The organism is Cytobacillus sp. FSL K6-0265 (genome assembly GCF_038003465.1).
In the GTDB taxonomy this organism is placed as follows: domain Bacteria; phylum Bacillota; class Bacilli; order Bacillales; family Cytobacillaceae; genus Cytobacillus; species Cytobacillus stercorigallinarum.
Genome location: NZ_JBBOPE010000001.1, coordinates 271,820 through 297,184 on the forward strand (window position 1 = coordinate 271,820; position 25,365 = coordinate 297,184).

A 25,365-nucleotide genomic window follows, 5' to 3' on the forward strand; every position below is an offset into this window, starting at 1 on the left:
GAGTCGTCTTGATATCCATTATGGATGGAGTAATGTTTTCACAGTCTGGTTAGCGACGTTATGATGCGAGGATTGCGTTAATTGCTCTAATACATAAAAGGTAGAAGGCATAGAGGTTGCCGCTCCTTGGTTTAATAAAATCGATTTCATTGATAAAATATAACTCAAATGCTCTTGTTCAGTAAGTTGTTGCCAACGTTCGCCATCCATCTGTTTATGATTTAAATCAGCCATTGTATACAGATTCATACCACTATATTTGCTTTGGGCATGCTCAACTTCATATAGTGTCGATAAATAAGCATCAACGTAGAAATCAGCCTTAGATAAATCCTTGTGGTAGATTGCACTCTTCAATTGAACCAGCATCGTTTGGGCCTGTTGAAGCAACGGTTGATCCAATCCACTAGCCTCCGCTAAATCTCCTTGAAGCTGTTGTAGTTTGGCTAACTCTTTTCTCGTGTCATACGCCTCTTCATGATCATGCATTGCTACATAACTTGTTTGTAAATAGTGATTGATCGATTGCAAACAATCGTTTCCTGACCTTTCATCATGAGCTAATGGGGTTTTTATAAAACATAAAAAAACCAATGCGATGACGAGCAAACTGACAAGTACATATTTTGCAGAGAAAAGAACGATTTTCATGCAAAACGCCTCCTTTATGAGTTAGACAAAGATAGTAAAGATTGAACTTTTTTTTATTATTGTATTCTAACGGTGTCTTAGTTAACCATTTAATAAACGATTTTGTTCGCCTCTGAAAAGAGCTTTTTCTGTTCGTTTAAGATTTCGGCTCACGAAAGGTATTTTCCTCCTCAAAAAAACCCTCTAGTATTTTTCTATAAAACTTTCTTTTTGGTCCATCGTACGGTCTAAGGTAGTAATGCAATGAGAGATATGGTATAACCCATTCCAACAAATGGTTTATGCTGATAAAATATAAATTAACACTTTTTGTTTAAATATGCCGTAGCGTCTATTGGAGGGGCTGGACCATTTGCCCCTGTAAGAGTGGCGGTTGGCGGAATTGTAGGTAGTTCTGTAAGTAATTGGGCAACAAAGTATACTAGTAAATTTATAAGGGGTGTTGGCGAAAAAGTAGGCGAAGTTTCACATGCAGTGAAAGACAAGGCGAAAGAGGCACAAGATGGCGCGAAAAATGTATTTAATGGTGCCACGAATGCCCTTTTCGGGTGGCTATAAATTAATATAAAGGTAGTGTAGTGAGGTGTTATATATTATATGATGGGTTTTATCGCAGTATTGTTTGGAACGCTAGGGTTTTTTTTAATAGTTAATCTATTTTTTTCTTTTTTGTATTTGATTAGTCGAGCAGCAGGAGGTAAATTTTATAGCTGGATTGTGCACGATTTTGAATTCTTAATGATTTTATCATTACCTTTGTTTGGATTAACCGAAATAATCGCTAATGAACTCTATGAGAGATACAACGGTTTGGTAACAAGAATGCTATTGCTCATTTATGCTTTTTTAGTGTTCATTCTTGCTATAATTTGTTTTATATTCTTTTTCTATTTTGCGGATAAATGATAATCATCTAATGAAAGGAATAAAAAAATGAGCTATACATTAACGGCTGAAGAATACATATTATCTCTTCTTTTACTAAATGGTGCTGAAGTTGCTTACTCCATTAAAGAAGAGGTGTTTGGAGAGATTTCGTAGAAAGAACTTGAAACTAGGCTTGATAGTGCAACTAGTGGATTAATATCTAAAGGTTTATTAACATTTGAAAATCAACAAGAAAGAATGGATGAAACGTTCAAAAGTTTCATGTTGGGTTTAACAAGAGTAAAAAGAGTCATTCGTTGCCAAATTGCTTCGGATGACGGAGTATTTAGCACTTCCCTATTTTGCCATGATTCGTTTTTTATCCAGAATGCTTTATACGATAATCGAATATATCACCTCTATGAAAAAAATGATCATGCTGACTTGTCTGCATTAATAGACCTTAATCCCCTATGTTGAAAGCGGGGAGTCATTTTCTATTAAAGAGCAACTTTTTGAGAGAGTAATAGTTAAATTATTGGGTAATGAAGAATTAGCAAACGAAGAAATAGACCACTTTTCTTCTTAAAAGCTTTACAAGTAAAACAAGGGAAATTAAACGCATTATACGATTATATTCTGGGTAGAAAGTTTCAATCGGATCTTTACTATACATAACATATGAAGAGGAGTCATGGTCTATAGAGTGAAAAGACAAGGCGAAAGAGGCACTAGATGGCGCGAAAAATGTATTTAATGGTGCCGCGAATGCCCTATTCGGGTTGCTATAAATTAATGTATCGAGGTGATATTTATTATATGATGGGTTTTATCGCAGTATTGTTTGGAACGCTAGGATTTTTTTTAATAGTTAATCTATTTTTTTCTTTTTTGTATTTGATTAGTCGAGCAGCAGGGGGTAAATTTTATAGCTGGATTGTGTATGATTTTGAATTCTTAATGATTTTAGCATTACCTTTTTTTGGATTAACCGAATATGTTGCTAATGAATTCTATGAGAGATTCAACGGTTTTGTAACAAGAATGCTACTGCTTGTTTATGCATTATTAGTATTCATTCTTGCTATAATTTGTTTTATATTATTTGGTTATTTTGCTGATTTGGATTAAAGGGGAGGGGAATAGTGTGCAATCAATAGAAGTGATTGGTGAGCTTATCCATTAAAATCAATCGGGAGTGTATTTTAGCGATTGCATTATGACAACCTTTTCTATTCGTGGTCATAGGTGTAGCCCCCTTTATAGCGCATTACAACAGGAAAAATTATGAATACAATTACTGGAGTATTCCATAAGAAGTAACTCAAGATATTGTGGGATGAAGGAAATACTTTAGTGGTTACTAAGATTAATCTTTTTCATATTCCACTATTCAAGGTAATGGGCAACTAAGAAACTTGTTAGGTAAGGGGGGGGATAAATGAATATTCTTAATTTAGGAAGATTGAATAATACCCCTCAAAATAAACTCATTAGAACGATGTTTTTTGCTTTTGCAGAATTTGAAAGAGATATTTTAAATTAAATATTAAATGTACTCGAGCTTATTCCATATAAATTATTCTAATAATTAAGTTTTTTCATTTTGCGATCCCCTCATTTGTTTCCTTTAAATGTCCTAATATGCAACTTTTTATTAATTTTACAATTCTTGGTATATTTATATACCAGGTTTGCTTTATAATGGGAAATATAGGATGAGGGTAGGTGATTTATATTAGAATGCATATCTATTTACTACTTAATTAAAGAATTTGAAAAGTATAATGACAAATAACTCCTCATAAAGATTTCCTTTATTTTATTTTCCTATACCTCAAGTACGATGTAACAATAAATTAAATCAATTTATAATACCCACAATTGTTAAATTAGCTAACGAAAAATATAGAGTGTGGATTTTAGCAACAATCATCCATATGATCCTTTTAAGGTATTAATTACTTATAATTTTAATATTATGATATTTATATACAGTGTTAAGTGTAGTACCTTTTAATACACATGTAGTATTAAATAAATTAAAAACGCTTGTGATAATTATGAACGCACAGTTTAAAAGGTGTACTGGAATGAATAGTCTTATTAATAATAAATACCTAATCAATTATTATATCTGAGGGAACTATTTACCCGATTTGAAGAAGGTTGGTTTAAAAAGAAGGACCATATAGAAAATTACTACAGAATTCAAAGGGGGGGTATGGATAAACTTGAACAAAAATAATTTCTTAAAACGACTTAAAAATAGCTTGAAGTTTATGTCTGAAAAAGAACAAAAAGATATATTAGAAGAATATATAATACATTTTACAGAAGGGAAAAGTGAAAATAAGAGTGAAGAGGAGATATCTAAAGAATTAGGAAACCCTGAAGAAATCGCTAAAGAATTAAACGCTGTTTATGCGATTAATAAGATTGAGGAGAATAAAAACTTAAGAAGTATACTTACAGCATTGCTGACAATTATGGGATTAAGCGTAATGAATTGCTTTATTATTATAGTGAGTTTAATCTTTTTGATATTACTAACACCATTTATATTGGCCTATATAATTAGTGTACCTATAATGATACTCTCTCCCATAATTTTAATTATAATGGGATTTGTTAATGAATTTACAATAGGATTTGCAGAAATTCTCGAGTCCATAAAAGGTCTAATTATAGGTTCAATTTTAGCACTCCTAGGGTATTATATAGGGAGGTCATTTGTTAGATTATTTATTAAATACCTAAGATGGCATACGTCAATTGCAAGGGGGAAGAATGGAATATGAAAAGATTTTTTTGTATCCTAATACTCTTTATGTTAAGTGCATGTTCAAATGGAGAAAGTATTGACACTACTGAAGATGAAATGCTTGATACCAAGAATGTAGACATTCCTAGTATTATTTTTACTTCCAATAAGCAAAACAGTGTAATTGATGAAAAAGAAATGAAATCAAGCATAAAAACTTACCTAGACACTTATGAAGCATTATATCTTGCAAGTTATCCATTTCAAGGAAAGATAGATGATGAAATAAAATTGACTCAAAGTGAATTGGACAAATTAGACCAAATTTACAGACTTACAAAAGAAAATGATGAAAATTTCTCCAATTATATTTCACAAAATACATTACCTGAAGGTTATCTAGAGGAGTCTGAAAGAATTAGCAGATATATTACAGGTATAAATGAGATGCTGTATGAAATAGATATAATGCTCAATCAACTTACAGATGACATAGATAAAGGAGTTATTCCAACAGTAAACCTAGATTCAATAACTAAAAAAAGTGATGTCGTGAATGGAAGAGAACAGAAAAAAATAGAAGAATTCCTTGAGCGTAAAGATATTGATACCAATGCATTCGGGGAGAATTCACTAAGAAAATCAGAATAATCTTATTTGTTTATAGATGTACAAAAAGGTGTGCCCAGATTTAGTTTTTGGTACACTTTTTTCTTTGTATTTCGTACAGGAAAGGTTCCTTTTAGCATTGCCATTCTACCTTAGATATTCTTTTTAACAAGTGATATTTCCGATGAATGATTGAAATATAAAAGTATATATTTGTAAAAAATATAACTATTGGTATAATTTAAACAAAAAGTGTTGATCGTAAAACTTAAAAATATGAGCAACTCTAAAATTCATAGCTAATAACATACCTTAGAATATATAAGTAACGCAAACCTATAAATCACACCAACTAATGTAAGTTATAACCCACACAAATACTCACAGCCAATCACATATAAATCATAAGAGAGGATGCATCCACTAATGAAAAAGTTTTTCCTGAATTTGATAAGCATTATTTCTTTTGCCCCCTTTATTACGCAAGTCACGCAAGAGGATGTAACACATAATCTGCGGAAGTTGAAGGAGTATAGTTGGTTTAATGCTTATTTGGAGAATGAGATTTTTCGAAACTTAATCGTCCATAATGACCGTGTACGGAATGTGATTGGTGAATTTAACGAAAAGAGATTTAGCCATTGTTCTTATCAGAAGAAGATGAACAAGAGGTTAAATGCAGTGTTATTGAATGAGGAAGTCCGAACGACTGTGTAATCGTTCGGATTTCTGTTTGTATGTTCCCCTTTTTTACAAGTTGTTTTTGTTTCGAGATAGGATAATCGGATTGACTGCAATTTGCTGCAGAAAAGTCTCTTTCTCCACCTTACTACAATCCTCTTGATTGGATTTTCTCAACAAAAAAGCCCCTCTATCTATTAATAAATGAGAGATTCATACGCGACATTCACTAGAGTTGAGACCATTCGATTTGCTCAATACATGTATCCGTGGAGTCTAAATATTCCTTCCCATTTCTCTTTATGAAATAGTGGTCGATATAAATCGCTCTCCTTCAGTATTTCACCGGGCCATTCCCTCCACCTCTCTGAATATAAGATTGACATATTTATAATATTGTGAATTTTATAGATGGATTAGCGTAAAACTGTCAAAACAAATTCTTCATGAGTGATATATATCATCAGAATCAAGCCATGCGCGAAATTTATGTAGATGATAATAATGCTTGCCATTAAGCGTAACTTTTGGTGCATGAGGATGCTTCTCCAACAGATCTTTCATATCTTCTTCACTTAAGTAAAAGTAAAGATGAAGGTGGCTCTGTTCCACAAGTAAACTATTCATATTTGCTTCGGTCTTGCTCTTAAATTGCTTTAAGCCATTGCCTATGAAATAGCCAAGTAATGCTAAACCGACGGCAATCCAGAAAAAATTCAACTCGAATTCCAATTTGTACGCCCCCTTAAATATATATATCTACTTTAACATGTCCTAATAAGTAATAAAAATATGATTTTTGAGTATCAAAATTTGATCATTCCTCGATAATTAAACCAATTTCCCCTGTCTATCGCACCATCTTTCATAGATTGTATACTTGTCCGAGAACAAAAATGGCCAAGCTGTATATATTGATATTACTTAGTGTTTTTCTCGGGTTTGTGATGGAAAAGGCTATAGTTACAGCACAAAGGAGACTATTAATTTTGCTGAAGGAGAGAAGTGAAGTGTATGAATCTATCTGTTATTATTCCCATTCAGAATGAAGAGTCTACGTTGGCACCCGTATTAGAAGAGTTAGTGAAGATTGAGCCATATGAAATCATCGCTGTTTTGAATGGTTCAACAGATGGATCGGAAAAAATAGCGGAAGCATTCGGGTGTAGAATGCTCGTTTATGAAGAACCCCTTGGCGTAGATATTGGACGAGCAATTGGTGCAAGGGAGGCAAAAGGAGATACGCTTCTTTTTATCGATGGAGATATTGTCGTTAGAGCACAAGAGTTACAAGGATTGCTTGATGGCATTCGGGATGGGGCGGATATTGCCCTAAATGACTTAAGCTGGACCATGAAGCGCCCCATTAGACCACATCCGACGGCAGTATCGAAGTTCTCTCTTAATCATTTTTTAGGTAAAGGTGAATTATCCGTTAATTCCTTAGTCGCTGTTCCTCATGTAATGACAAAAACAGCGCTTGATACGATTGGTTGGGAGAATTTAGCCTGTCCTCCATTGGCTCATTGTATAGCTGTGATGAAAGAATTAAAGATGAGTGCACCGGTAGCCATTGATGTGATTGCTACAAATAAGATTCGACCGAAACATCATCAGAAGATTACTGGCTCCTCTTTTTCAATTTCCACAAATTTAATCATTGGTGACCACTTACGTGCAGTGGCGCAATTGATTGAAGAGAGAGGCTTTCGCGGTGGTTTAAATGATGGAAGGCGAAATCGTCCATCTTTTAAGGAATATGTACAAGCTTTTTCGGTAAAGGAAGAGAAACGAGCGAAGTATAGTGCGATTATTCCTGCAGGGAAAGAGCCGGATACGATTGCTGAAGTGATTGCTGAGGTAAAAAAGGCAGGCATTGATGAAATTATTGTTGTTTTAAATGGTGCAGATGAACGAACAAAGGAAAAGGTAGAAGAATCAGGTGTGAAAGTGATCGTATTTGATCATTCGCTCGGACATAATATTCCAAGAGCCATTGGTGCGCTTCACAGTACAGGAGATATTTGTTTGTTCTTAGATAGTGATTTTGTTATTAAAGCAGAAAACCTAACACCTTTTATAAAAGCTGTAGAAGCAGGAGCAGATATGGCACTTAATGATTTAGAGGTATTGCTCGATCGTGCCCATCCGTTGCATTCCGTGAGTGCTGCTAAATATTTATTGAATATGGCGCTGAAAAGAGAGGACCTCACTGTTAATTCTCTTACTGCCATCCCACACGCAATGAGCAGGAAAGTGATTGACGAGGTTGGTATCCTCACATTGATGTCTCCACCGTTATTTCAAGCAAAGGCTATTTTAAAAGGATTTAAAGTCGAAGCCGTTCATTATGTTGATGTCGTCAAGCCGAATAAAATCAGAATACAGCATCACAGGCAAGCCGATGGTCGAGTCGAATCAACGGATCGGATTCTAGGTGATCATATTGAAGCATTTTCATATTTATTATCGTTCAATCAAAGATGCGGTTATACAGATGGCAATCGAAAATGGGACATGCTCCTAGGTCACACAGATAGAGTAGCTGTTATTGGTCTCGGCTATGTTGGTCTACCACTTGCCCTCCACTTAGCAGAAAAGGGCTGTCATGTAACAGGCATCGATCAAGATACTCAAAAGATTGAGTTATTACAGCAAGGTAGCAGTTATATTCCTGATGTAACAGACGAAGAGCTGCAAGCAATAAAGCATTTTATTCCGAGGCATACGGACACAGCGGAGGAATTGCTTAAAGCCGCTGACTATATTATCGTCACAGTTCCAACACCGATTGACGAACAGGATGAACCAGATTTAAGTGCGATGATTGCAGCTACTAACTATCTTTGCCAATATTTACAGACGGGACAAACGATTATTTATGAAAGCTCTACTTATCCGGGAACAGTAGAAGAGGTGATTGAGCCTATATTCACACGCCATCACTTTAAAGCTGGTGAAGATTACTATTTATGTTATTCACCTGAGAGAATTGATCCAGCAAATAAGCAATATACGTTAGCCTCTATCCCTAAAGTGATCAGCGGTCAAACGGATAGTTCTCTTGCGAAAATAGAACAGTTTTATGCAAAGTATTTTGCTGAAGTTGTACCAGTAAGTTCGCCGAAAGTTGCAGAGTTAGCAAAGTTATTTGAAAACACACAGCGATTGGTCAATATTTCACTAGTGAATGAGTTGGACGAGCTATGTGATCGATTAGACATTGATTTTTTTGAAGCTTTGCAGGCAGCTGCGACAAAGCCATTTGGATTTACTCCCTATTGGCCTGGTCCTGGAATAGGTGGACATTGTATCCCTGTTGACCCAATTTATTTACAATGGAAGTTCAATCAATACGGCTTAAGTAGTCAGCTTGTAGCAGCAGCAAGAGAGATTAATGATACGATGCCTCAAAAAATCGTCAAAAAAGTAGAAGCTGAATTAGGAGGGGAAGCTGGAGCAATCCTTGTGGTTGGCCTTGCGTACAAAAGAGATGTGAACGATGTCCGCGAATCTCCAGCTTTAACGATTTTTAGTGAACTCTTGCAAAAAGGTTATCAGGTAGACTATCACGATCCTTATGTACCCACTATTATCCTTGAAAATAAAAGCTATCAATCCGTTCCGTTAACGAAAGAGAAATTATCACAGTATCAATTAACCCTGCTTCTTACCGATCATAGTAATTTGGATTATAAACTTTTGTCGAAAGTTGAAAATATTATTGATACAAGGCATGTATTAAAAACAGGGAAATGAAGAGGCGATACAATATTCTCCTTGTAAGGGGGTGATGCCACTTAAAGATATAAGGAGACGATGATTTTTGGATGGTTCATGTTTATCTTTGATTGTTCCTATTAGTCGGGATGCAAGTAATCAGTATGTAAGTAAGTTAATCCACACCTATCAATCTATCACAAATGTTGAAGTAATCTTTGTTGCCCACAAATCACGCAATGTTGATCCGTTTCGCCTCGTAGTCAATGATGCTTGGCAGGATGTCTACGAAGCACATGTCATCGGGGCAAAAAAGGCAACGAGAACATGTATGTTATTTTTAGACCTCAACCAACATATTACGGTACCGACGCTCCAGCAATTTTTACAACCACTGATGGATAATAGCGCGGATGTTGTTCTTAATAATATGGACTATGAATTTCAAAAAAAACACCGCCATATTCCTTCTACTATTTTCCCGCAAATAACCAATGCTTTTATTCATCGTTCAGATTTAAAAATAGACCAAATCATGTTTGTCCCTTATGGACTCTCTAAAAAAGCAATAGATACAATTGGTATCGATACACTTAGCAATCCTGTTGAAGCACATGTGAAATTAGTTCAACAAGGCTATGTATTGTCACATCAGCTTCCTATTCGTAATATCTTTCAGCTGCAAAATCAAGTGTGGGATAGGAAGGATGATAGGAGAAGAATAGACAATTTTTTACGAGCGTACACACAAAGATACCCACCTAATAGTCGTTCTAGATTTTCTGATGGTGAAAGGAGATTAGATGTACTAGATGCGGTTATCCAGGGCTATGAGCCAACTATTCGAAAAAATGACCATGCCAATCCCTTATCCCAATTATCGATTATCATCCCAGCGCAAAATGAACAAGCACGAATGAAGGCAGTAATTGAGGAGTGTATGCGATTAGCTCCGTTAGAAATCATCGTTGTTGTGAATGGGTCAAATGATCAGACAGCGGTTCATGCATATGATGCAGGGGCAACGGTGATTCAGTTTCCTGAAAAACTAGGTTTAGATACTGGTAGAGCGATAGGTGCACACTTTGCCACCGGTGAGATTTTGTTATTTGTTGATGGCGATTTTGTCATTTCGATGGAAGACTTACAGCCGTTTGTAGAGGCCGTAGAGCGGGGCGTTGATGTTGCAGTAAATGACCTCAATGCTAGCTTAAAGCAGCACTGGCCGCTTCATTTAGTTACTGCCTGTAAATATGCAATAAATTTAGCCTGTGATCGAGCTGATTTAGGTGTTGGCTCCACTGTTGCTGTCCCCCATGCCTTGAGTAGGAAAAGTATTGAAAAAGTAGGAGTGCAATCATTAGCTAATCCTGTATTAGCTTACGTAAAGTTACTTGTTACTAATTGTGTAGTCGAAAATGTACACCATGTAGAAGTGGATAAAATCAATCGCTTTCGCCCGCATACTCATTATGCAAATCAAAAAGGAAGTCTAGCACCGACTACTTCAGTTATCGTCGGTGATCATTTAGAGGCGATGATATATTTAGGGAATTTACAAAAAAAAGGAGAGAAGAAGAATGAGTTGTAAAAATGAAAGTTGTTTTGATGTGTGTTTAAAATTGGTGGTAAATACGAATAGCAAACGAGCAGAAACGTCCGTTGAGTGCGATGAAGCTTGCGGTGGGATCGATTTCGAATTTGAAAATGGTGTCATTCATATCACATTGCCACTTGTAGCGTGTGTGGAAACGACATTAAAAGATGATTTAAGTGCGAGTGCAGTGCTAACAAGTTTATCTTTACCAGGCTATCAATAAACACAAGGAGTGAATGGAAATGGCATGTAGTCATGAAAGTTGTTTTGATATTTGTCTGAAAATCATGGTGAATACAAGAACAGGAAGAGCAGAAACGAAAATACAATGCGATGAGGTTTGCCCAGGTCTTGAGTTTGAATTCGAAAATGGCATCATCATCATCACAATTCCGCTAGTTGCCTGTGTGGAAACAACCTTACGAGACTCCCTGCGTGCAGATGCACAACTCGTCAGTTTATCTTTGCCAGGTTATTCATAAACAAATAAGGCGTACGGAACCTGATACCATTTTGGTGTGAGGTTCTTTTTTGTTGATAGTGTATAACGGTGAGGAGTAGGAGGAGAGGGAAAGTCGGCCAAAGTTGGCTTGAGAACTACGGGAAAAAGGAAACAGTCGCACTTGGGATTCTAAAATATGTTGATAACGTGGAAAAGGGGACCCCGCCAATCTTTAAAGTGTTTGAATAGGGAGAGATAATAAAGTCTTGTTTAAATAAAAAAAGACAGTGCATCATCGACTGTCTTTACTTCCTCAAACTTACACCCGTAAGGATTTCATTCCATATTTGTTTATCATAATGATGGTTAACGGGTATTTTTACGAAGCAGATTCCTTCATGTGGCCATTCCTCATCAATGAGTGGTCGCTCTAATGGTATATCTACTTGTTGGATGATGATGATGTTGAAGGGGCCACGGGTGAGTTTCGAAAGGGTCGTTTGCAATTCAATAATGTCATCATAGTTTGCAATTTCCCATTCATATCGGATGAATAACGTTTTTTTGCTGGTTTGGATCTTTGTGAGAAAATTTCGGATGCGTTTGTAGAGTTTTTGTTTGAATGCTGGATATTGTTCGGTCCAATGTTGGTTGGCAATCATAGGGAAATCGTGGACAGAATCAATTTGATATAGACGGTCCTGAACAAAATGAGCTCTTGTAGGAGTGTTGCCACCTTCTTCATAAATGACTTGTCCTTCGTTGACGAAATGAGCCGTAATATTCTTTTCCACCATGTGATCTTTTTCCATGTAATTTTTAAACTTGTTTTTAAGTAGTTGATTGACCATGTTTAGATGTGTTGACTGTACCCAATCAAAAGGAAATGAATTTTTTCTTAAGTTATACTCTTTTGTATAGATGGCAGGGCCACACCAACTGCCTAAACTTACAACGAGATCGTATGCGCCTTTTGTTTCTGAAAGTTTCAAGTTATCACTCCTTTACTTATCATTATTTTATTAACAAGGAAGAGGAAGTGATTGGACAAACAGTAAAAAGGCTCCTCCTTTTTTAAAAAAGAAGAAGCCTATCCTTTATAATATTTCCGTTAAGATTTCTTTTTTCTCTGTATCCCAAATCATAAGCCCAAGTTCTTCATCTACATTGATGATGCGAATGGAGACGGGCACATGGTCGCCTGCTATAGAATTAATTTTCGTACCACAAAAGTTAAGAATGCTCGTTAATTCGGTCTTTGAAATACCTGGTGCATAGATTTTTAATTCTATATTTGTTAAATTATCATGCTCATAATTAATATCGCCGTTTAATCTTAAATCCAAATTTGTAAAGTAGGTAAGAAGGTCATCTGATAGATAATTGAGACTATCGTGGAGACTTTTATCTACTTCATTTAATTCATCTGAAGGATAGACATATTGGTCTTTTTCAACCTTTTCCCAGCTGCTAATCCCCTGTTTCCCTTTATCAATATAAGTATGAGCTAGGAATTGGCCAGGTGTAATTTCATTTGGACCTGCTTCTTCATAGATAGATAAGACAATGGGTACATTAGGGACATTTTCAACCCCTCTGACGGCAGAAATGACATCTTTTGCGATGTTTTTTGCATATTTTTCGTTGTAATTTTTGTCTTTATAAACCTCATTCACTCTTACTTCACCGGTGTGAACTAAGCCAGCATCATCCATTACCCGAATATGGTAGTAATCATTGATGGAAATAGCTAATGAAATGCCAACAACTTTCCCTTTTTCATTTAAGTAATTTTGTTCGTGAATATGAGAGATGATATTAGGGGTTTTTTCCTCATCTTCCAGACGATCTTTTGTTTCTTTCATTTTGGGGTTCAGCCCATTAGGCGTATCATTAGATTCTCTTGCAAGTAATTCATTAAGCAAGTCACTATCTATGTATTGACCTGATTGATAAAGGTGGTCTTCTGGTGAAAAATATTCAGAAGTGATATCCATCAACCCCAGTTCAATCTCAGTGATATCGTAGTTATTAGACACATTTGCTGTAATTGCGCCTCGTGCATTAGCTGGTTTAAACGGTTGCTTGACTTTAAATATATTATTCTCAATTTGCGTTGGAATGACGATATCTTCGGGTTGATCCGTTGTTTCTTCCTCGTCCTTATTCATACATGCTGTTAGCGTAATAAGTAGTAATGGTGTAAGTGTAAGTAGTAGAAGCCTTCTCATGGTTAACTCCTTGTTTGTATGTATTTGAACCAATCATCTTGCAAATAAAAGGTACCATATAATGACATTATGTACAAATGATATTTTCATAGCTTGCTTGAAAAAAAGAAGGAATATGAAAGGTGGAATAGAAAGGGTTAGAACAGAAAGAAGATGGATGTGAATGATCATGAGAGCAACCGAAAGTATTCAGCAAGTTTGGAATCAATTTAACACGTTCCCAATGGATAATCTGACGAAAATATGGTATCACCAAAAGGGTAGTGAGAAAAAGCAAAGAGAACTATCGCTAATGAAAGAACATAGAGAACAATATGGCCTTACCGGTAATTGCTTTGATTTAGCTATTTGGTTGCTAGATGCGTTTCAACAATCAAGAATTCAAGCATTCCCAATCGGTCATGATTTAGGGACAGTACGTGCCCATGTAGCAGTGGTGGCGGTAGATGATGATGGTAGCCGATACTTATGTGATTTAGGTGATCAGTGGATAAACCCAGTGTTAATAGATAAGCACCATGAACATTTTACAAGTGAAAAACAAGGCGGTTTTTTTCCCGGTGCTAACATTCAATTAATACCGAATGAAGATATGGTAGAAGTTCGCTATCATAGATCGAATGGGAAAGAATCAAGGCAAATCTATGATACACGTCCGATTGATCGTGATGTTTTTCTCCATGCAGCTGAACATTCGCAAAATCTCATTAAGCCTACTCCCTTACTCGAATGCAGAATCCCCTACCAAACAGAAGTAGCGCACTGGGAATTTACGAATTGGACCAGCTTTTTGAGCACGAATCATGGACTAATTAAAGAAAGTCCGTTAAACAGTATCGATGAATGGGTTATGAAAATCCATGAAAAAACGGGATATAATAAAGAAATTCTGTTGGAGGTGTTGATGTTGTATCATGCTTTTCAAAATAAATAATAAGACTTGAGCAAGCGTGCTAGTGACAATAACACCTACTTTATTTCATACAGTGAAAAACAAAACTAACTGAATCATTATTCGCTTGTTTATCTTGATAATCTCCGTAACATGATTTGATCGTAAACCCGGCTCTTGATAAAGAGCTCTCAATATCTTTAAGTGTGCGGAACCTTATTTGATGCTTACTTTGAGTGATAAGTTCACCGTTATCACAGTATTGAACGGTCTCATAGAAGGTAAAAACATCATTTTCCATTCCTTCATACGACGAAATAATGGTAAGTTTCTCTCCAGTATAGGGATGAGTTGTATAGTCGGGTGTCTCATCCGCCATCCATTTCTCCCATTCTTTTGCATAAAGGTTGCGGCAATCAAATATAAGGGAGCCATTAGGTTGTAAAGCCTGATGGATATCAGAAAGCGTTGCTGTCCAACTCTCATCTGTTAAAAATACTTGGGCAACATTTGCTGTCATGATGACGGCATCGTAGGTGTTTGCCTGCAGGAGTCGACTATCACCAACCAGCCATTGGACATTTGCTAACCCTTTATTTTTAGCAACGACTATTGCCTCATCATCGGGATCAATTGCCGTAATTCCATATCCCTTCGTATCTAAGTAACTGGTTAATCTTCCTGTACCGCATCCTAAATCTGCTAAGCGATGAATCTGTAAATTGTTGATGATTGATAATAAAAATTTATCGTCGGGTCCGATTTTATACATTTGGTCATATATCAAAGGTATCATCTTAAAGTGCTGTCTCCTTTAGTAGAAAATAAAGATCTCCAATCGTATATTTGAATTTCGACACGAGCAATATTAAACCCTTTAAAGGAAATGGCTGTAGCTGAGCGAATAAATAAGTGAGGTGTTTTTTATGACGAATCTACCCATTTATTGTAGTGGCATAGCCATTGTCTTATTAAAAAAGTATGAGGATGATATGTTCGTTCTGCTTATGAAAAGAAATTCAGAGCCTTTTCTTGGCGAATGGTGCTATGTGGGTGGCGCCATTGAAGAGGGCGAAAAGGCGTAAGAAGCAGCACTAAGAGAGGTGAGAGAAGAAACGGGGCTAACGGATATTCGTTTATATGTCAGCAATACATTTGAGCAGTACTATCATCCAAAAGGTGATTTCATCTATATGGCACCGGTTTTTGTGGGCTTTGTTGGTGAAGAAGAGCAGGTGAAGTTGAACGAAGAGCATAGCGATTTTGTCTGGTTTTCATTCGAGAAGGCACTTCAGCAAATAACGGTGCCTGGCAATGACTGCGTGCTTTCTTTTGTTGAGAAGCACTTTGTGAAAGCAAAACCGTACACGCAATTGGAAGTGAAGTGGTGGCTAGATGAATAAGGAATTCTATATCATGACAGAAGCCTGTCCTGCGCTAAACTTTTTCATCTATATTCAAAATATATATGGAAATCAGAAGAAAAATAATAAGCCAAGGTTTCCTTATATGACTAGGGAATATGCTTTTCGTAAAAACTTTGAACAATGCTATAAAGAGAAATGGGGAGAAGCGGTTTCTCTTGTAGCTGAGAATAGGTTTAACGGGGAGAAGTTATTTTATGATCAAAAAAACGACTTCTTTAAAGGGTTGTTTATCGATGATGCAAGCTTTAATGAAGTATATCAATCTTTTCAAGTATGGTGGGGGAGTCTAACAGGGCAACTGGCCATCACAAGGACAGTAGATGATGAGATAAGTAGTGTTTACGATGATTTGGCGAAGTTTTCCCCGAAACAAAACTTATATGTGGAGATTGTGTATGATGATTGTTTCTTAAGCGACTTGAGAAACCGACCATATTTTAGTATTTTAACGATAGAACAATGTTTGCACGGCAAAGAGAAGCTACTCGCCCGATTGCTAACAAGTATGAGATAAAGGAAGGAATAAAGCCGATGACTAAGAAATTATCAGAAGAACAACAAGAAGCGTTATTATCTACTTTGAAATTGCGTTTTGAAAAAAACCCAGACAGGCATGAAGGCATTGAATGGGAGAAGGTGCAAGAAAAATTAACAGCACAACCGGACAAGTTGTGGTCCCTTCATGAAATGGAGAGAACAGAAGGTGAACCTGATGTGGTGGGCTATGATGAATCCACAGGCGAATACCTCTTTTACGACTGCTCTAAGGAAAGTCCAAAGGGGCGCCGTAGTGTTTGTTATGACAGAGAGGCACTTGAGGCTAGAAAAAAACATAAGCCAGAAACGAGCGCGATGGATTTAGCAAATGAGATGGGCATTACCATTCTTACTGAAGAACAGTATGAATCATTACAGCAGCTAGGGAACTTTGACCTGAAAACATCTAGCTGGATACAGACTCCAGAGAATATTAGAAACCTCGGGGGTGCATTATTTTGTGACCGCCGCTATGATCATGTATTTGTCTACCATAACGGCGCCGATTCATACTACGGGGCTAGAGGTTTCCGTGGTGAGTTGAGGGTTTGATTTTGTTAATGATTGATGGTTCGAGAAAAGCTGATATGACTCCAAACCCACGTTTGAAAAATGGCATCTACTCTGTTCTCTAGCTCTTCGGTTGACATCTGTTTATGTAGAGATAGTTCTTCAAGCGTAAAGGTTTCGGTAAGTGGGGAAGACAATCCTTTTACTTGCATGGAGAATGGATAAATACAACCATTATCAAATAGGCGGTGTTGTGATTGAAAGATTCACAAATACTTTTTTCCATTAATGACCCAAGGGATTTTATCACTGTATTGATGAATGAGTTGAGAATGGATGTGCTGGCATTAATCAGATGGCTATAGAGACGTATCGAAAAAAAGACAGTACGTGTGATTGCGGAGAGCTTAATGATGTAAATAGGCGTATGGATTTCGATCGCCTTTTAGCTTTATTAACGACTGGCATGTTTGCTTGTGATATGGATAGTCGTTTGCAAGCGGTCATTGACGTTTTGCTCACGAATAAGAGTTTTAACGTAAAAACGATTTCTATTTATACAAGAGTGAGCGAAGAGGACATCGAGAATTTTCTAGTTGACAGTAACTCGGTGTCTGTTGAAACAAAATATAAGCTTGCTGTGCCTGTACTATTTTTACATTATATTTGTAAATAATACATCATTTAATGGGGGTCAATCATGCAGGAGCTACCACCGTCTTATTATGCTGTGATCTTTACTTCCAAAAGAACAATTGGCGATAACGGGTATGAAAAAATGGCACTGACCATGGAGGAATTAGCGCAAAAGGAAGAAGGTTTCCTCGGTATCGAAAGTGCCAGGGACTCACAATTAGGGATTACTGTTTCTTATTGGGCAACGCTAGAGGATATTAAAAGGTGGAAAGACCACACGGCTCATAAAGTTGCACAGGAAAAGGGAAAGTCGGAATGGTATGAACACTATCAGGTGCGTATTTGTAAGGTGGAAGGAAGTTATAGTTTTGAACGGTGAAGTCTACTTTAGAGGTAGGCTTTTTTTGTAAAATTGAAACTTTTTACCATTTCGTTCGTATATAAACGAAGGGGTGTTTGGTTGGTTAAATTAAATTTATTATTTGTTTTGCTATCGTTAATTTTGTTTGTCCGCTTCATGATGTTTGGTGCATTTAACCCGTGGCATGCGGCTACGATATTTTTATTCCCGGCAACTGCGTTTGTTATTTATTTAGTTAGTAAATGGATGGCTAGAAAAGAAGCCACCTATCAACCTCCTAATCATGAGTGTTGGTCGTTTTATTTTCTGCAACGAACATTCCTGAATAAGAAGCAGCTTTTTAAAGGTGAGGGAAAACGCGGGTCCATTCAGCAATATTTCACGAAGAAATGGCAATATTTTGTGAGTGATTTCTTCGATTTACGCTGGTATTTATCTTTGCGTATTTATATAGGAGGAGATTCCTTTGATGTTCGTTGGAAAAGAAGTAGGAGGTTTTCTCAACAGGAGCAATGGCTGATTTACAAAAATGGTGTCGTAATTGGCAAAGCCAACACAGGAATCAATGTGAAAAATATGGCCAAGCTGAAAGAAGTGATTATTTTTGAACTAGGAGAGGAAACCTGGACCACAAGTGCATTGACGGTCACTTCATCAATCTCGCTGATGAAAGATAATAGGCAGGAAGGTGTCTTGCGGCGTAATCATCTGATAAGTAATGTCCAAGCCATAAATGTAACCGATGATCGCTCAGAATATATCATGTCTCTCATCCTTCACTCTTATTACTTTAAGTAAGATACTGAGATATATGAGGCAAATGGAAGTACATAGAGAGTGTTGTATTAAGATATGAGTGGTGCAAAGGGGAAATCGAGGCAGATAGAGAGTCGGATTAAGGCATGAGCGATGAAAAAGGGGAAAACAAAGCAGATGGAGAGTGTTATCAAGAAATAAGCCACGCAAATGGAAAAATCGAAGCAAATAGAGAGACGCATCAAGATATAAGCCACGCAAAAGGGGAAAACAAAGCAGATAGAGAGTCGGATTAAGGCATGAGCGACGCAAATGGAAAAATCAATGCAAATAGAGAGTGATATCAAGATATAAGCCACGCAAAAGGAAAAATCGAAGCAAATAGAACAGCGTATCAAGATATGAGCGCCGCAAAAGAGGAAAGCAAAGCAGATAGAGAGTGTTATCAAGGTATAAGCCACGCAAAAGAGGGAATCGAAGCAAATAGAGAGACGCATCAAGATATGAGCGCCGCAAAAGAGGAAAGCAAAGCAGATAGAGAGTGTTATCAAGGTATAAGCCACGCAAAAGAGGGAATCGAAGCAAATAGAGAGACGCATCAAGATATGAGCAATACAAACAAAAAATAACCAAAAATATGACCAATCAATATACAAAATCTAGCAATCTTTAACTAAAAAAGTAACAAGGAGGTCCACGGTGAACAATCCAAAATTCAAAGAGTTTCTAAGAATAACAGAAGCGCTGAATCAAGTGAATATCATTCCTTTGTTAATGGGTTCGGTTGGGCTTGAGGTTGTGACGGGAGTGGATTGGCAAGCAAGGGATTTAGATATTCATGTGCCAGGTGATGAGCGAGGGTGGGCAGTACCTCCGGATCAGAATATTTTTGAGTGGTCAAAGATTGTTGATGTGATGGTATCGCTGGGTTATCAATTAGTCGATTTGCATGAACATGAGTTTATGAAAGAGGGTTTGTCGGTTGAGTTTGGAATTATCGATACGTTACCTCGCTTTGCTGGAATTCCTTTAGGAGAAATCATGCTTCAACAAGATAAAAAAAGTAAGTATTATTTATTAAATCGCAAGCAATATTTAAAGGTTTATCAAGCATCTTCTAAAGATAGTTATCGTGCTGAGCAAAATAATGATAAAGATAGGGAGAAAATAACTTATTTACATAAGGGGGGAATATCATGCTGAAGAAAAGCCTTTCTTTTGCAGTGACTTTCTTTTTGGCAAATACGATATGGCAATTAATAAGAAGTCAGCCGATATCTTGGTTTGAGAATACAATGGTAAGTTTGTTGGCATTTCTTATATATTTATTTTTTGAATGGACTGGGATTCCGTTTGATTGGAATAAAAAAAGCAAAAGAATAGAACAGAAAGAATGATTAAAAGGGTCTTTAAATCAAGGACAAAAAAAAAAAGTTAAGAATCTAACGGATGATCTCTATATTGTTTAGCGGTCATCTTTTTTAGACAAATGCCCATAACTAGATTCAACTCATCCTTATGCCTTAACCAAGACTCAGACTTGAGACCAATTTTATCATTTTGAAACTAATTGTCCTGTAAAATCGTATAGAATAGGAGTGAAGCAAATTTAACAAAAATCCTGGGGGGGATGAAAGATGTCTACAGGAATGCTATCAATTATTGCAATCGCATCTATCGTTATTTGGCTTGTGGTATCGAATGAAGTGTTAAAAACGGAGAATAGTCGCTCGAAGTTGATTACTTTGATGACTGCTGGCACTTTATCAACAGTGATATTGACGATTTCACTTTTTCAAAGCGTGTCTTTTAAATGGTAGGTGAAACTTCATGTTATTTGAATATGTAAAAGTTGAAGTTTTAATACCAGAAGAATATATTGTGAGATTAAGAGATGAATTGAATGCCATAGGAACTTTGACAGTAGGGAATTATGATCATGTTATATCCTATTCTGCGGTAAAAGGTTATTATCGACCTTTAGAAGAAGCAAATCCTTACTTAGGTCAAATTGGGAAAATCTCATCAGGAACAGAATGTAAGATGGAATTTTGTTGCCTATATAGTCGGATGGAAGATGTGAAAAACGTCATCAAGCACATCCATCCATATGAAGAGCCGGTGATCTATTTCCATCCGGTGTTTGTTTAATAAAGAAGATGGAGGCCAAACTCGGTCGATTATGCCATTGTGTAATTCTCATCCATAAAACCTCTTAGAATGAAACTCTTCGTATATAAAGACCTATCGTGTAATAAGATGAACTTATAAGCTTGATTTTGAAAAGAGGCGGGCATTTGTTAAAAGTTCATTTCTCCCTTATTTTAGGGGTACTTTCTATCATTACTCCGTATATTGGACTAATCATTGGAATCTTCGGTAGCTTCTATGCATCAAAGTTATTGCACAATATTGAAGAAGCTGAAGGAAGAAAGTTGATTTCTGCTGGGAGAATTTGTAGTGTGATTGGGATTTGCCTCCATACTATTCTGCTCATTTTATTAAGTTTTTCTCTGATTATATATTTCTTAACAAGTGTGTAAGCAGAAAAAATCTTTGTTGCTCCCCGCCTTTATAAAAGAATTAGACTGTGCTATTATTTAGGAGATATATTGTCTTAAAGTAGAGATGAGATATCTATAGTTAAATGATGAAAATAGGCGAGGCGAAAATAAAAATGTCAAATGATAAAGTAAGGATTGAAAACGATTTCTTAGGTTCGAAAGAAGTGCCAATAGATGCATATTATGGTGTTCAAACCTTACGTGCAGTTGAAAACTTTCCAATTACCGGATATCGCATTCATGAAGAGCTGATCATCGCAATTGCTATGGTTAAAAAGGCAGCCGCGTTAGCAAATATGGATACAAAAAGATTATATGAGGGGCTTGGCAATGTTATTGTACAGGCTGCTGATGAAATTATTGAAGGAAAATGGCATGATCACTTTATTGTTGACCCGATTCAAGGCGGCGCTGGGACATCCATTAATATGAATGCCAATGAAGTGATTGCTAATCGTGCGCTAGAGTTACTAGGGAAGAATAAAGGAGACTATGCACTTCACTTAAGCCCGAATAGCCATGTCAACATGTCACAATCAACGAATGATGCTTTCCCAACAGCGATTCATATTGCTACATTGAATGCATTGGAAAAACTTACACAAACGATGGAGCATATGCTTGCGACATTTAAAGAGAAAGCAAAACAGTTTGATCATGTGATTAAAATGGGTAGAACTCATCTTCAAGATGCGGTTCCGATTCGTCTTGGACAAGAGTTTGAAGCATACAGTCGTGTAATCACGAGAGATATTAAACGAATCCAGCAATCCCGTCAGCATTTATATGAAATCAATATGGGAGCAACGGCTGTAGGAACGGGATTAAATGCAGACCCTTATTATATTGAAAGTGTCGTTAAACATATGGCTGAGATTACGGGTCTACCTCTAGTTGGCGCCGATCATCTGGTTGATGCAACACAAAATACGGATGCTTATACAGAAGTTTCTGCAGCGTTAAAAGTCTGTATGATGAATATGTCTAAGATTGCTAATGACATTCGTCTCATGGCATCAGGCCCGCGTGCAGGTCTAGGCGAAATTTCATTGCCTGCTCGTCAACCAGGCTCTTCGATCATGCCAGGTAAAGTGAATCCTGTTATGCCTGAAATGATTAACCAAGTGGCATTCCAAGTTATTGGTAATGACCATACAATTTGCCTTGCTTCTGAGGCTGGTCAGTTAGAATTAAACGTAATGGAACCGGTACTCGTTTTCAATTTATTACAATCAATCAGTATTATGAACAACGCTTTCCGTGCTTTTACAGATTACTGTTTAGCAGGTATTGAAGCGAATGAAACGCGTTTGAAAGAATATGTAGAAAACAGTGCAGGCATCATTACAGCAGTAAATCCACATATCGGGTACGAAGTCGCAGCACGCATCGCGAGAGAAGCAATCATCAACGGCAAATCTGTTCGTGAACTGTGCTTGAAGTACGATGTGCTTACTGAAGAAGAATTGGATCTTATCTTGAACCCATACGAAATGACGAACCCAGGTATTGCGGGTGTGTCTTTGTTAAATAGAGATTAATTTTAATGCTTAGAGTTGATAATGACTCTAAGCATTTTTGTGTTGTTTTAATAAAAAATGTATAAAGTATTTTACATTTTTGGTAGGTGTTAGTATAATAAATGTCAAATACTTTTTACTTTTTGGAGGAGGAATCATCTTGAACGGGATTGTTATTATCTTTTTTTCTCTGCTAGCTTTAAGTTTGCTACTCATTTTTTATACGATCAGTACGTTACCTCAACTTGGTGATGAAAGAAAAAAATTAATTAAAATGAAAGCACAATCTTATTCTTTTGCAGTTGTTATCGTTGGGTTAGTGATTGAAATGGGGGAGAAGGTTTATTCTGTTTTCTGGGGAAGCAACACTTATGAAGGAATCTCACCATTTTCCTTTCTACTAAGTATTTGTATTATCTACTTGATCACTTTACTTTTTTATAAGAGAAAATACGGTAATTAAGATGAAAAACCGAATTCGTGAGTTGAGAAAGTCAATGAAACTATCGCAGGAGGATGTAGCGAAACGTTGCAAAGTAACGAGGCAAACGATTAATGCTATTGAAAATAATAAATACGATCCAACACTGCACTTGGCGTTTAATTTAGCAAAAGTATTGGATACGACAGTAGATGAATTGTTTGCGGGTGAAGAGTAGAAAAGTGGGTTAACACAATAATGAAGGGAGTCGAGGATCTCTGGAAGAAAATCAAAGGTCAAAACTAGAGCTGTATCAGGCGAATTATGGATCACTCGTCACTGCGTTACTTTGTCTCTATAGTGCCTATGTCAGTTGGGGAGAGAATTGGTTTTTAGTATTTTTATTTAGTTCAGGTATTATTATTTGTGGGACATTTGCTTGCTATGATATTAAAAGAATGATTCAGCAGCGGAGGCTTAAGCGTTAGAATTAGGGGTTAGGAATTTGCCCAATCCTTATTCTGAATAGATATAAGTTACTCCGCAGAAAAGCTGTCGAGAAATCGACAGCCAACAAATATATATCTTGTTTACTCCACATACACCGCCGTACCATAAGCCAAAATTTCACTCGCATTGGCCATTATGGCTGACGTTTCTAAACGTACACCGATAATCGCATTTGCTCCTTTTTCTTTGGCATGCTCAACCATGCGTCCAATCGCCTTTTGGCGAGATTCAGTCATCATGTCTGTATATTCAGAGACTTCTCCACCGACAATTGTACGTAATACGGCCACAATATCTTTTCCAATATGTTTCGATTGGACGGAATTGCCTCTTACAAAACCCTTTAACTCTTTAATTTCTTTACCTGGTATCGTTTCAGTAGTCACGATAATCATTCAATTCATCCTCCTCTTTTCTACGAACGTTTCTTACGATGAAATAGAAAATGAGTGGTACTGGTGCTTGAATTAAGGCGATAATACCCCAGAACCAATGATTCATCCCATTTTTCTTCGCATTGGTAAATAGAAAGATACTTTGTGATAGTAAAATAATAGCTACAAAGAATAGTAAATAGAAATCAATATTCTCCATGTTGCACCTTCTCTCTATGTTTTTGGATTTGCAGCAAGGTATAACAAATGACAAGAAGGACTGTAAGACCTTGTAATGTTATAAAGACAACTGGTATTTGGGTTAATGTTGTAAAAAATAAAACGAGAATGAGTGTTGCTATTCCGCTGAATAAGAGTAATTCTTTTCGCCACTTTCTGCTGGCTGCTCCCTTTTCTTCGATGACCATTTTTTCAAACCAATCTTTACTAGGAGTAGAGATGGGGTTATTTTCCTCAAACTTTGCAAAAGAACGCTTTATTTCTTTTGAAAAATCTTCTTCATCCTTGTTTGATCGGGTTTTCCATTGTTCCTGGCCCTTTCTCATCTTCATCCAACTCCTTTCGAATGGTTTTAATTCCGCGGTGAACTCTTGATTTTACTGTTCCTTCAGCGATTCCGAGCATTTTGCCAATCTCATCATAGGCATAGCCATAATAATGTTTTAAAATAATCGGCACTCTTAATTCATCTTCTAATTCACCGAGAGAAGCTAATAAGAAATCCCAATCCTCATTTTGTGACTGTGCCTGCCATTTTAATTTCCGCATATGTTGTGCTTTAAAAGCATCAGCTCGCTTCTGGCGCCTTTTTTGATCGATATATAATTTTGTACCAATGGATATGAGCCAAGTGGAGAATTTCGATTTCCCCTGAAACTGATTTAATTTTTCAATCGCTTTTGTCATCGTTTCTTGTGCCAAATCCTCCGCTTCTTCTCGATTAAGGGTGAGCTTCATTAAATAGTGAACAAGAAGGGGATAACTCTCTTTAAATAAGTGAGCTAACGCTTGGCTATCGCCTTTTTTCGCTGCTTTAATCCACTTTTTCTCTTCCAAACTTTGCCCCCCTTTTCTTTGGATTTACTATTATGACGTTTAGTGTTCTCCTTTCGTTCACGAAAAATAAAATTTTTTTAAAAGGATGGAATGGCTCTTTTTGATCGATAGTGGTTATGTGGTACTTGTTTTGGAAAGTATCTCTTTATGGTGAACATCTCTCTGGTATGTAGAAATTTTAGCAAAGTGCTTGCATATGAATCTGCAAATAGAAGGGT

The 25,365-nt window shown here is 36.6% G+C and carries 34 protein-coding genes and 2 pseudogenes; 27 read left to right on the forward strand and 9 right to left on the reverse strand.

Going from position 1 to position 25,365, the window contains the following annotated elements; translation table 11 throughout:
- Positions 1 to 18: 18 nt before the first annotated feature.
- Positions 19 to 651 (reverse strand): D-alanine--D-alanine ligase, encoded by a 633-nt coding sequence (locus MHH73_RS01410; RefSeq protein WP_341064139.1) that lies wholly within the window; start codon positions 649 to 651, stop codon positions 19 to 21.
- Between the two features lie 309 nt (positions 652 to 960).
- Between MHH73_RS01410 and MHH73_RS01415 the strand changes: the two genes are divergently transcribed.
- The 5 genes from MHH73_RS01415 to MHH73_RS01435 all read left to right on the forward strand — a co-directional run bounded on the left by MHH73_RS01415 (position 961) and on the right by MHH73_RS01435 (position 5,608).
- Entirely contained in the window at positions 961 to 1,209 is a 249-nt protein-coding gene (locus MHH73_RS01415; protein WP_341064140.1) for a hypothetical protein, read from the forward strand.
- 1,044 nt (positions 1,210 to 2,253) lie between these two features.
- Positions 2,254 to 2,649 (forward strand): hypothetical protein, encoded by a 396-nt coding sequence (locus MHH73_RS01420; protein ID WP_341064142.1) that lies wholly within the window; start codon positions 2,254 to 2,256, stop codon positions 2,647 to 2,649.
- Positions 2,650 to 3,752: 1,103 nt separating this feature from the next.
- Positions 3,753 to 4,319 carry an HAAS signaling domain-containing protein gene (locus MHH73_RS01425; protein WP_191813888.1) on the forward strand — a complete coding sequence of 189 codons (567 nt, stop codon included), beginning with the start codon at positions 3,753 to 3,755 and terminating at the stop codon, positions 4,317 to 4,319.
- On the forward strand, positions 4,316 to 4,933 hold the full coding sequence (locus MHH73_RS01430; RefSeq protein ID WP_341064143.1) for an NDxxF motif lipoprotein: 618 nt from the start codon (positions 4,316 to 4,318) through the stop codon (positions 4,931 to 4,933). Before MHH73_RS01425 ends, MHH73_RS01430 begins: the two co-directional genes overlap by 4 nt.
- Positions 4,934 to 5,317: 384 nt before the next feature.
- Positions 5,318 to 5,608 carry a hypothetical protein gene (locus MHH73_RS01435; protein WP_341064144.1) on the forward strand — a complete coding sequence of 97 codons (291 nt, stop codon included), beginning with the start codon at positions 5,318 to 5,320 and terminating at the stop codon, positions 5,606 to 5,608.
- Between the two features lie 408 nt (positions 5,609 to 6,016).
- Here the strand turns inward: MHH73_RS01435 and MHH73_RS01440 are convergent, their stop codons facing one another.
- Positions 6,017 to 6,304, reverse strand: coding sequence for a DNA-binding protein (locus MHH73_RS01440; protein WP_225230571.1), 288 nt, complete (start codon positions 6,302 to 6,304; stop codon positions 6,017 to 6,019).
- Positions 6,305 to 6,586: 282 nt separating this feature from the next.
- Here MHH73_RS01440 and MHH73_RS01445 point away from each other — a divergent pair.
- The 5 genes and pseudogenes from MHH73_RS01445 to MHH73_RS01465 all read left to right on the forward strand — a co-directional run.
- A pseudogene (locus MHH73_RS01445) lies at positions 6,587 to 7,675 on the forward strand (glycosyltransferase family 2 protein); the annotation flags it as partial.
- Positions 7,676 to 8,089: 414 nt separating this feature from the next.
- Positions 8,090 to 9,331 (forward strand): nucleotide sugar dehydrogenase, encoded by a 1,242-nt coding sequence (locus MHH73_RS01450; RefSeq protein ID WP_191814026.1) that lies wholly within the window; start codon positions 8,090 to 8,092, stop codon positions 9,329 to 9,331.
- A gap of 67 nt (positions 9,332 to 9,398) precedes the next feature.
- The gene (locus MHH73_RS01455) at positions 9,399 to 10,883 is read left to right on the forward strand and encodes a glycosyltransferase family 2 protein (RefSeq protein ID WP_341064147.1); all 1,485 of its coding nucleotides are present in this window, start codon (positions 9,399 to 9,401) and stop codon (positions 10,881 to 10,883) included.
- Entirely contained in the window at positions 10,873 to 11,112 is a 240-nt protein-coding gene (locus MHH73_RS01460) for a hypothetical protein (protein ID WP_341064149.1), read from the forward strand. Before MHH73_RS01455 ends, MHH73_RS01460 begins: the two co-directional genes overlap by 11 nt.
- A 19-nt stretch (positions 11,113 to 11,131) precedes the next feature.
- Positions 11,132 to 11,371, forward strand: a complete 240-nt coding sequence (locus MHH73_RS01465) for a hypothetical protein (RefSeq protein ID WP_191813878.1) — start codon at positions 11,132 to 11,134, stop codon at positions 11,369 to 11,371.
- Positions 11,372 to 11,636: 265 nt separating this feature from the next.
- On the opposite strand, the gene MHH73_RS01470 is transcribed toward MHH73_RS01465, so the two are convergent.
- The gene (locus tag MHH73_RS01470) at positions 11,637 to 12,323 is read right to left on the reverse strand and encodes a DUF1796 family putative cysteine peptidase (protein ID WP_191813876.1); all 687 of its coding nucleotides are present in this window, start codon (positions 12,321 to 12,323) and stop codon (positions 11,637 to 11,639) included.
- A gap of 105 nt (positions 12,324 to 12,428) precedes the next feature.
- Entirely contained in the window at positions 12,429 to 13,562 is a 1,134-nt protein-coding gene (locus MHH73_RS01475; RefSeq protein WP_341064152.1) for a CamS family sex pheromone protein, read from the reverse strand.
- A 169-nt stretch (positions 13,563 to 13,731) separates the two neighbouring features.
- Here MHH73_RS01475 and MHH73_RS01480 point away from each other — a divergent pair, with 169 nt between their 5' ends.
- Positions 13,732 to 14,496, forward strand: coding sequence for a hypothetical protein (locus tag MHH73_RS01480; RefSeq protein WP_341064153.1), 765 nt, complete (start codon positions 13,732 to 13,734; stop codon positions 14,494 to 14,496).
- A 40-nt stretch (positions 14,497 to 14,536) separates the two neighbouring features.
- Here the strand turns inward: MHH73_RS01480 and MHH73_RS01485 are convergent, their stop codons facing one another.
- Positions 14,537 to 15,250: a class I SAM-dependent methyltransferase gene (locus tag MHH73_RS01485; protein ID WP_341064155.1), complete on the reverse strand. Its 714-nt coding sequence runs from the start codon at positions 15,248 to 15,250 to the stop codon at positions 14,537 to 14,539.
- Positions 15,251 to 15,380: 130 nt separating this feature from the next.
- Between MHH73_RS01485 and MHH73_RS01490 the strand changes: the two are divergent.
- The 16 genes and pseudogenes from MHH73_RS01490 to MHH73_RS01565 all read left to right on the forward strand — a co-directional run bounded on the left by MHH73_RS01490 (position 15,381) and on the right by MHH73_RS01565 (position 23,424).
- Positions 15,381 to 15,857 (forward strand): annotated as a pseudogene (locus tag MHH73_RS01490) (NUDIX domain-containing protein).
- Complete coding sequence (locus MHH73_RS01495; RefSeq protein ID WP_341064156.1) at positions 15,850 to 16,395, forward strand: hypothetical protein; 546 nt, start codon at positions 15,850 to 15,852, stop codon at positions 16,393 to 16,395. The pseudogene MHH73_RS01490 and the gene MHH73_RS01495 overlap by 8 nt, the downstream one beginning before the upstream one ends.
- A gap of 17 nt (positions 16,396 to 16,412) precedes the next feature.
- Positions 16,413 to 16,970, forward strand: coding sequence for a DUF4256 domain-containing protein (locus MHH73_RS01500; RefSeq protein WP_341064157.1), 558 nt, complete (start codon positions 16,413 to 16,415; stop codon positions 16,968 to 16,970).
- A gap of 313 nt (positions 16,971 to 17,283) precedes the next feature.
- On the forward strand, positions 17,284 to 17,604 hold the full coding sequence (locus MHH73_RS01505; protein WP_341064159.1) for an HTH domain-containing protein: 321 nt from the start codon (positions 17,284 to 17,286) through the stop codon (positions 17,602 to 17,604).
- A 24-nt stretch (positions 17,605 to 17,628) separates the two neighbouring features.
- On the forward strand, positions 17,629 to 17,943 hold the full coding sequence (locus MHH73_RS01510; protein WP_341064160.1) for an antibiotic biosynthesis monooxygenase family protein: 315 nt from the start codon (positions 17,629 to 17,631) through the stop codon (positions 17,941 to 17,943).
- Between the two features lie 81 nt (positions 17,944 to 18,024).
- On the forward strand, positions 18,025 to 18,723 hold the full coding sequence (locus MHH73_RS01515; RefSeq protein ID WP_341064162.1) for a hypothetical protein: 699 nt from the start codon (positions 18,025 to 18,027) through the stop codon (positions 18,721 to 18,723).
- 104 nt (positions 18,724 to 18,827) lie between these two features.
- Complete coding sequence (locus MHH73_RS01520) at positions 18,828 to 18,977, forward strand: hypothetical protein (RefSeq protein ID WP_341064164.1); 150 nt, start codon at positions 18,828 to 18,830, stop codon at positions 18,975 to 18,977.
- A 105-nt stretch (positions 18,978 to 19,082) separates the two neighbouring features.
- Positions 19,083 to 19,310: a hypothetical protein gene (locus MHH73_RS01525; protein ID WP_341064165.1), complete on the forward strand. Its 228-nt coding sequence runs from the start codon at positions 19,083 to 19,085 to the stop codon at positions 19,308 to 19,310.
- A 70-nt stretch (positions 19,311 to 19,380) separates the two neighbouring features.
- Complete coding sequence (locus tag MHH73_RS01530; RefSeq protein WP_191813842.1) at positions 19,381 to 19,884, forward strand: phosphoribosylanthranilate isomerase; 504 nt, start codon at positions 19,381 to 19,383, stop codon at positions 19,882 to 19,884.
- Positions 19,878 to 20,078, forward strand: coding sequence for a hypothetical protein (locus MHH73_RS01535; protein WP_341064166.1), 201 nt, complete (start codon positions 19,878 to 19,880; stop codon positions 20,076 to 20,078). Before MHH73_RS01530 ends, MHH73_RS01535 begins: the two co-directional genes overlap by 7 nt.
- A gap of 240 nt (positions 20,079 to 20,318) precedes the next feature.
- A complete protein-coding gene (locus MHH73_RS01540) occupies positions 20,319 to 20,501 on the forward strand; it encodes a hypothetical protein (RefSeq protein WP_341064167.1) in 183 nt (60 codons plus the stop codon).
- A gap of 10 nt (positions 20,502 to 20,511) precedes the next feature.
- Complete coding sequence (locus tag MHH73_RS01545) at positions 20,512 to 20,832, forward strand: cytochrome C biogenesis protein (protein ID WP_341064169.1); 321 nt, start codon at positions 20,512 to 20,514, stop codon at positions 20,830 to 20,832.
- Positions 20,833 to 20,978: 146 nt separating this feature from the next.
- Complete coding sequence (locus tag MHH73_RS01550) at positions 20,979 to 21,224, forward strand: DUF4190 domain-containing protein (RefSeq protein ID WP_341064170.1); 246 nt, start codon at positions 20,979 to 20,981, stop codon at positions 21,222 to 21,224.
- A 134-nt stretch (positions 21,225 to 21,358) separates the two neighbouring features.
- A complete protein-coding gene (gene aspA, locus MHH73_RS01555; protein ID WP_341064171.1) occupies positions 21,359 to 22,786 on the forward strand; it encodes an aspartate ammonia-lyase in 1,428 nt (475 codons plus the stop codon).
- Between the two features lie 139 nt (positions 22,787 to 22,925).
- Positions 22,926 to 23,228: a hypothetical protein gene (locus MHH73_RS01560; protein WP_341064172.1), complete on the forward strand. Its 303-nt coding sequence runs from the start codon at positions 22,926 to 22,928 to the stop codon at positions 23,226 to 23,228.
- 1 nt (position 23,229) lies between these two features.
- Positions 23,230 to 23,424 (forward strand): helix-turn-helix transcriptional regulator, encoded by a 195-nt coding sequence (locus tag MHH73_RS01565; RefSeq protein WP_341064173.1) that lies wholly within the window; start codon positions 23,230 to 23,232, stop codon positions 23,422 to 23,424.
- A gap of 352 nt (positions 23,425 to 23,776) precedes the next feature.
- On the opposite strand, the gene MHH73_RS01570 is transcribed toward MHH73_RS01565, so the two are convergent.
- The 4 genes from MHH73_RS01570 to sigY are packed head-to-tail and all read right to left on the reverse strand — an operon-like array spanning position 23,777 to position 25,147.
- Positions 23,777 to 24,091: a YbjQ family protein gene (locus tag MHH73_RS01570; protein ID WP_191813825.1), complete on the reverse strand. Its 315-nt coding sequence runs from the start codon at positions 24,089 to 24,091 to the stop codon at positions 23,777 to 23,779.
- Entirely contained in the window at positions 24,072 to 24,290 is a 219-nt protein-coding gene (locus tag MHH73_RS01575) for a sigma-Y antisigma factor component (protein WP_191813823.1), read from the reverse strand. Before MHH73_RS01575 ends, MHH73_RS01570 begins: the two co-directional genes overlap by 20 nt.
- Complete coding sequence (locus MHH73_RS01580; protein ID WP_341064174.1) at positions 24,277 to 24,636, reverse strand: YxlC family protein; 360 nt, start codon at positions 24,634 to 24,636, stop codon at positions 24,277 to 24,279. The genes MHH73_RS01575 and MHH73_RS01580 overlap by 14 nt, the downstream gene beginning before the upstream one ends.
- Positions 24,590 to 25,147: an RNA polymerase sigma factor SigY gene (gene sigY / locus MHH73_RS01585; protein ID WP_341064175.1), complete on the reverse strand. Its 558-nt coding sequence runs from the start codon at positions 25,145 to 25,147 to the stop codon at positions 24,590 to 24,592. Before sigY ends, MHH73_RS01580 begins: the two co-directional genes overlap by 47 nt.
- Between the last annotated feature and the right edge of the window lie 218 nt (positions 25,148 to 25,365).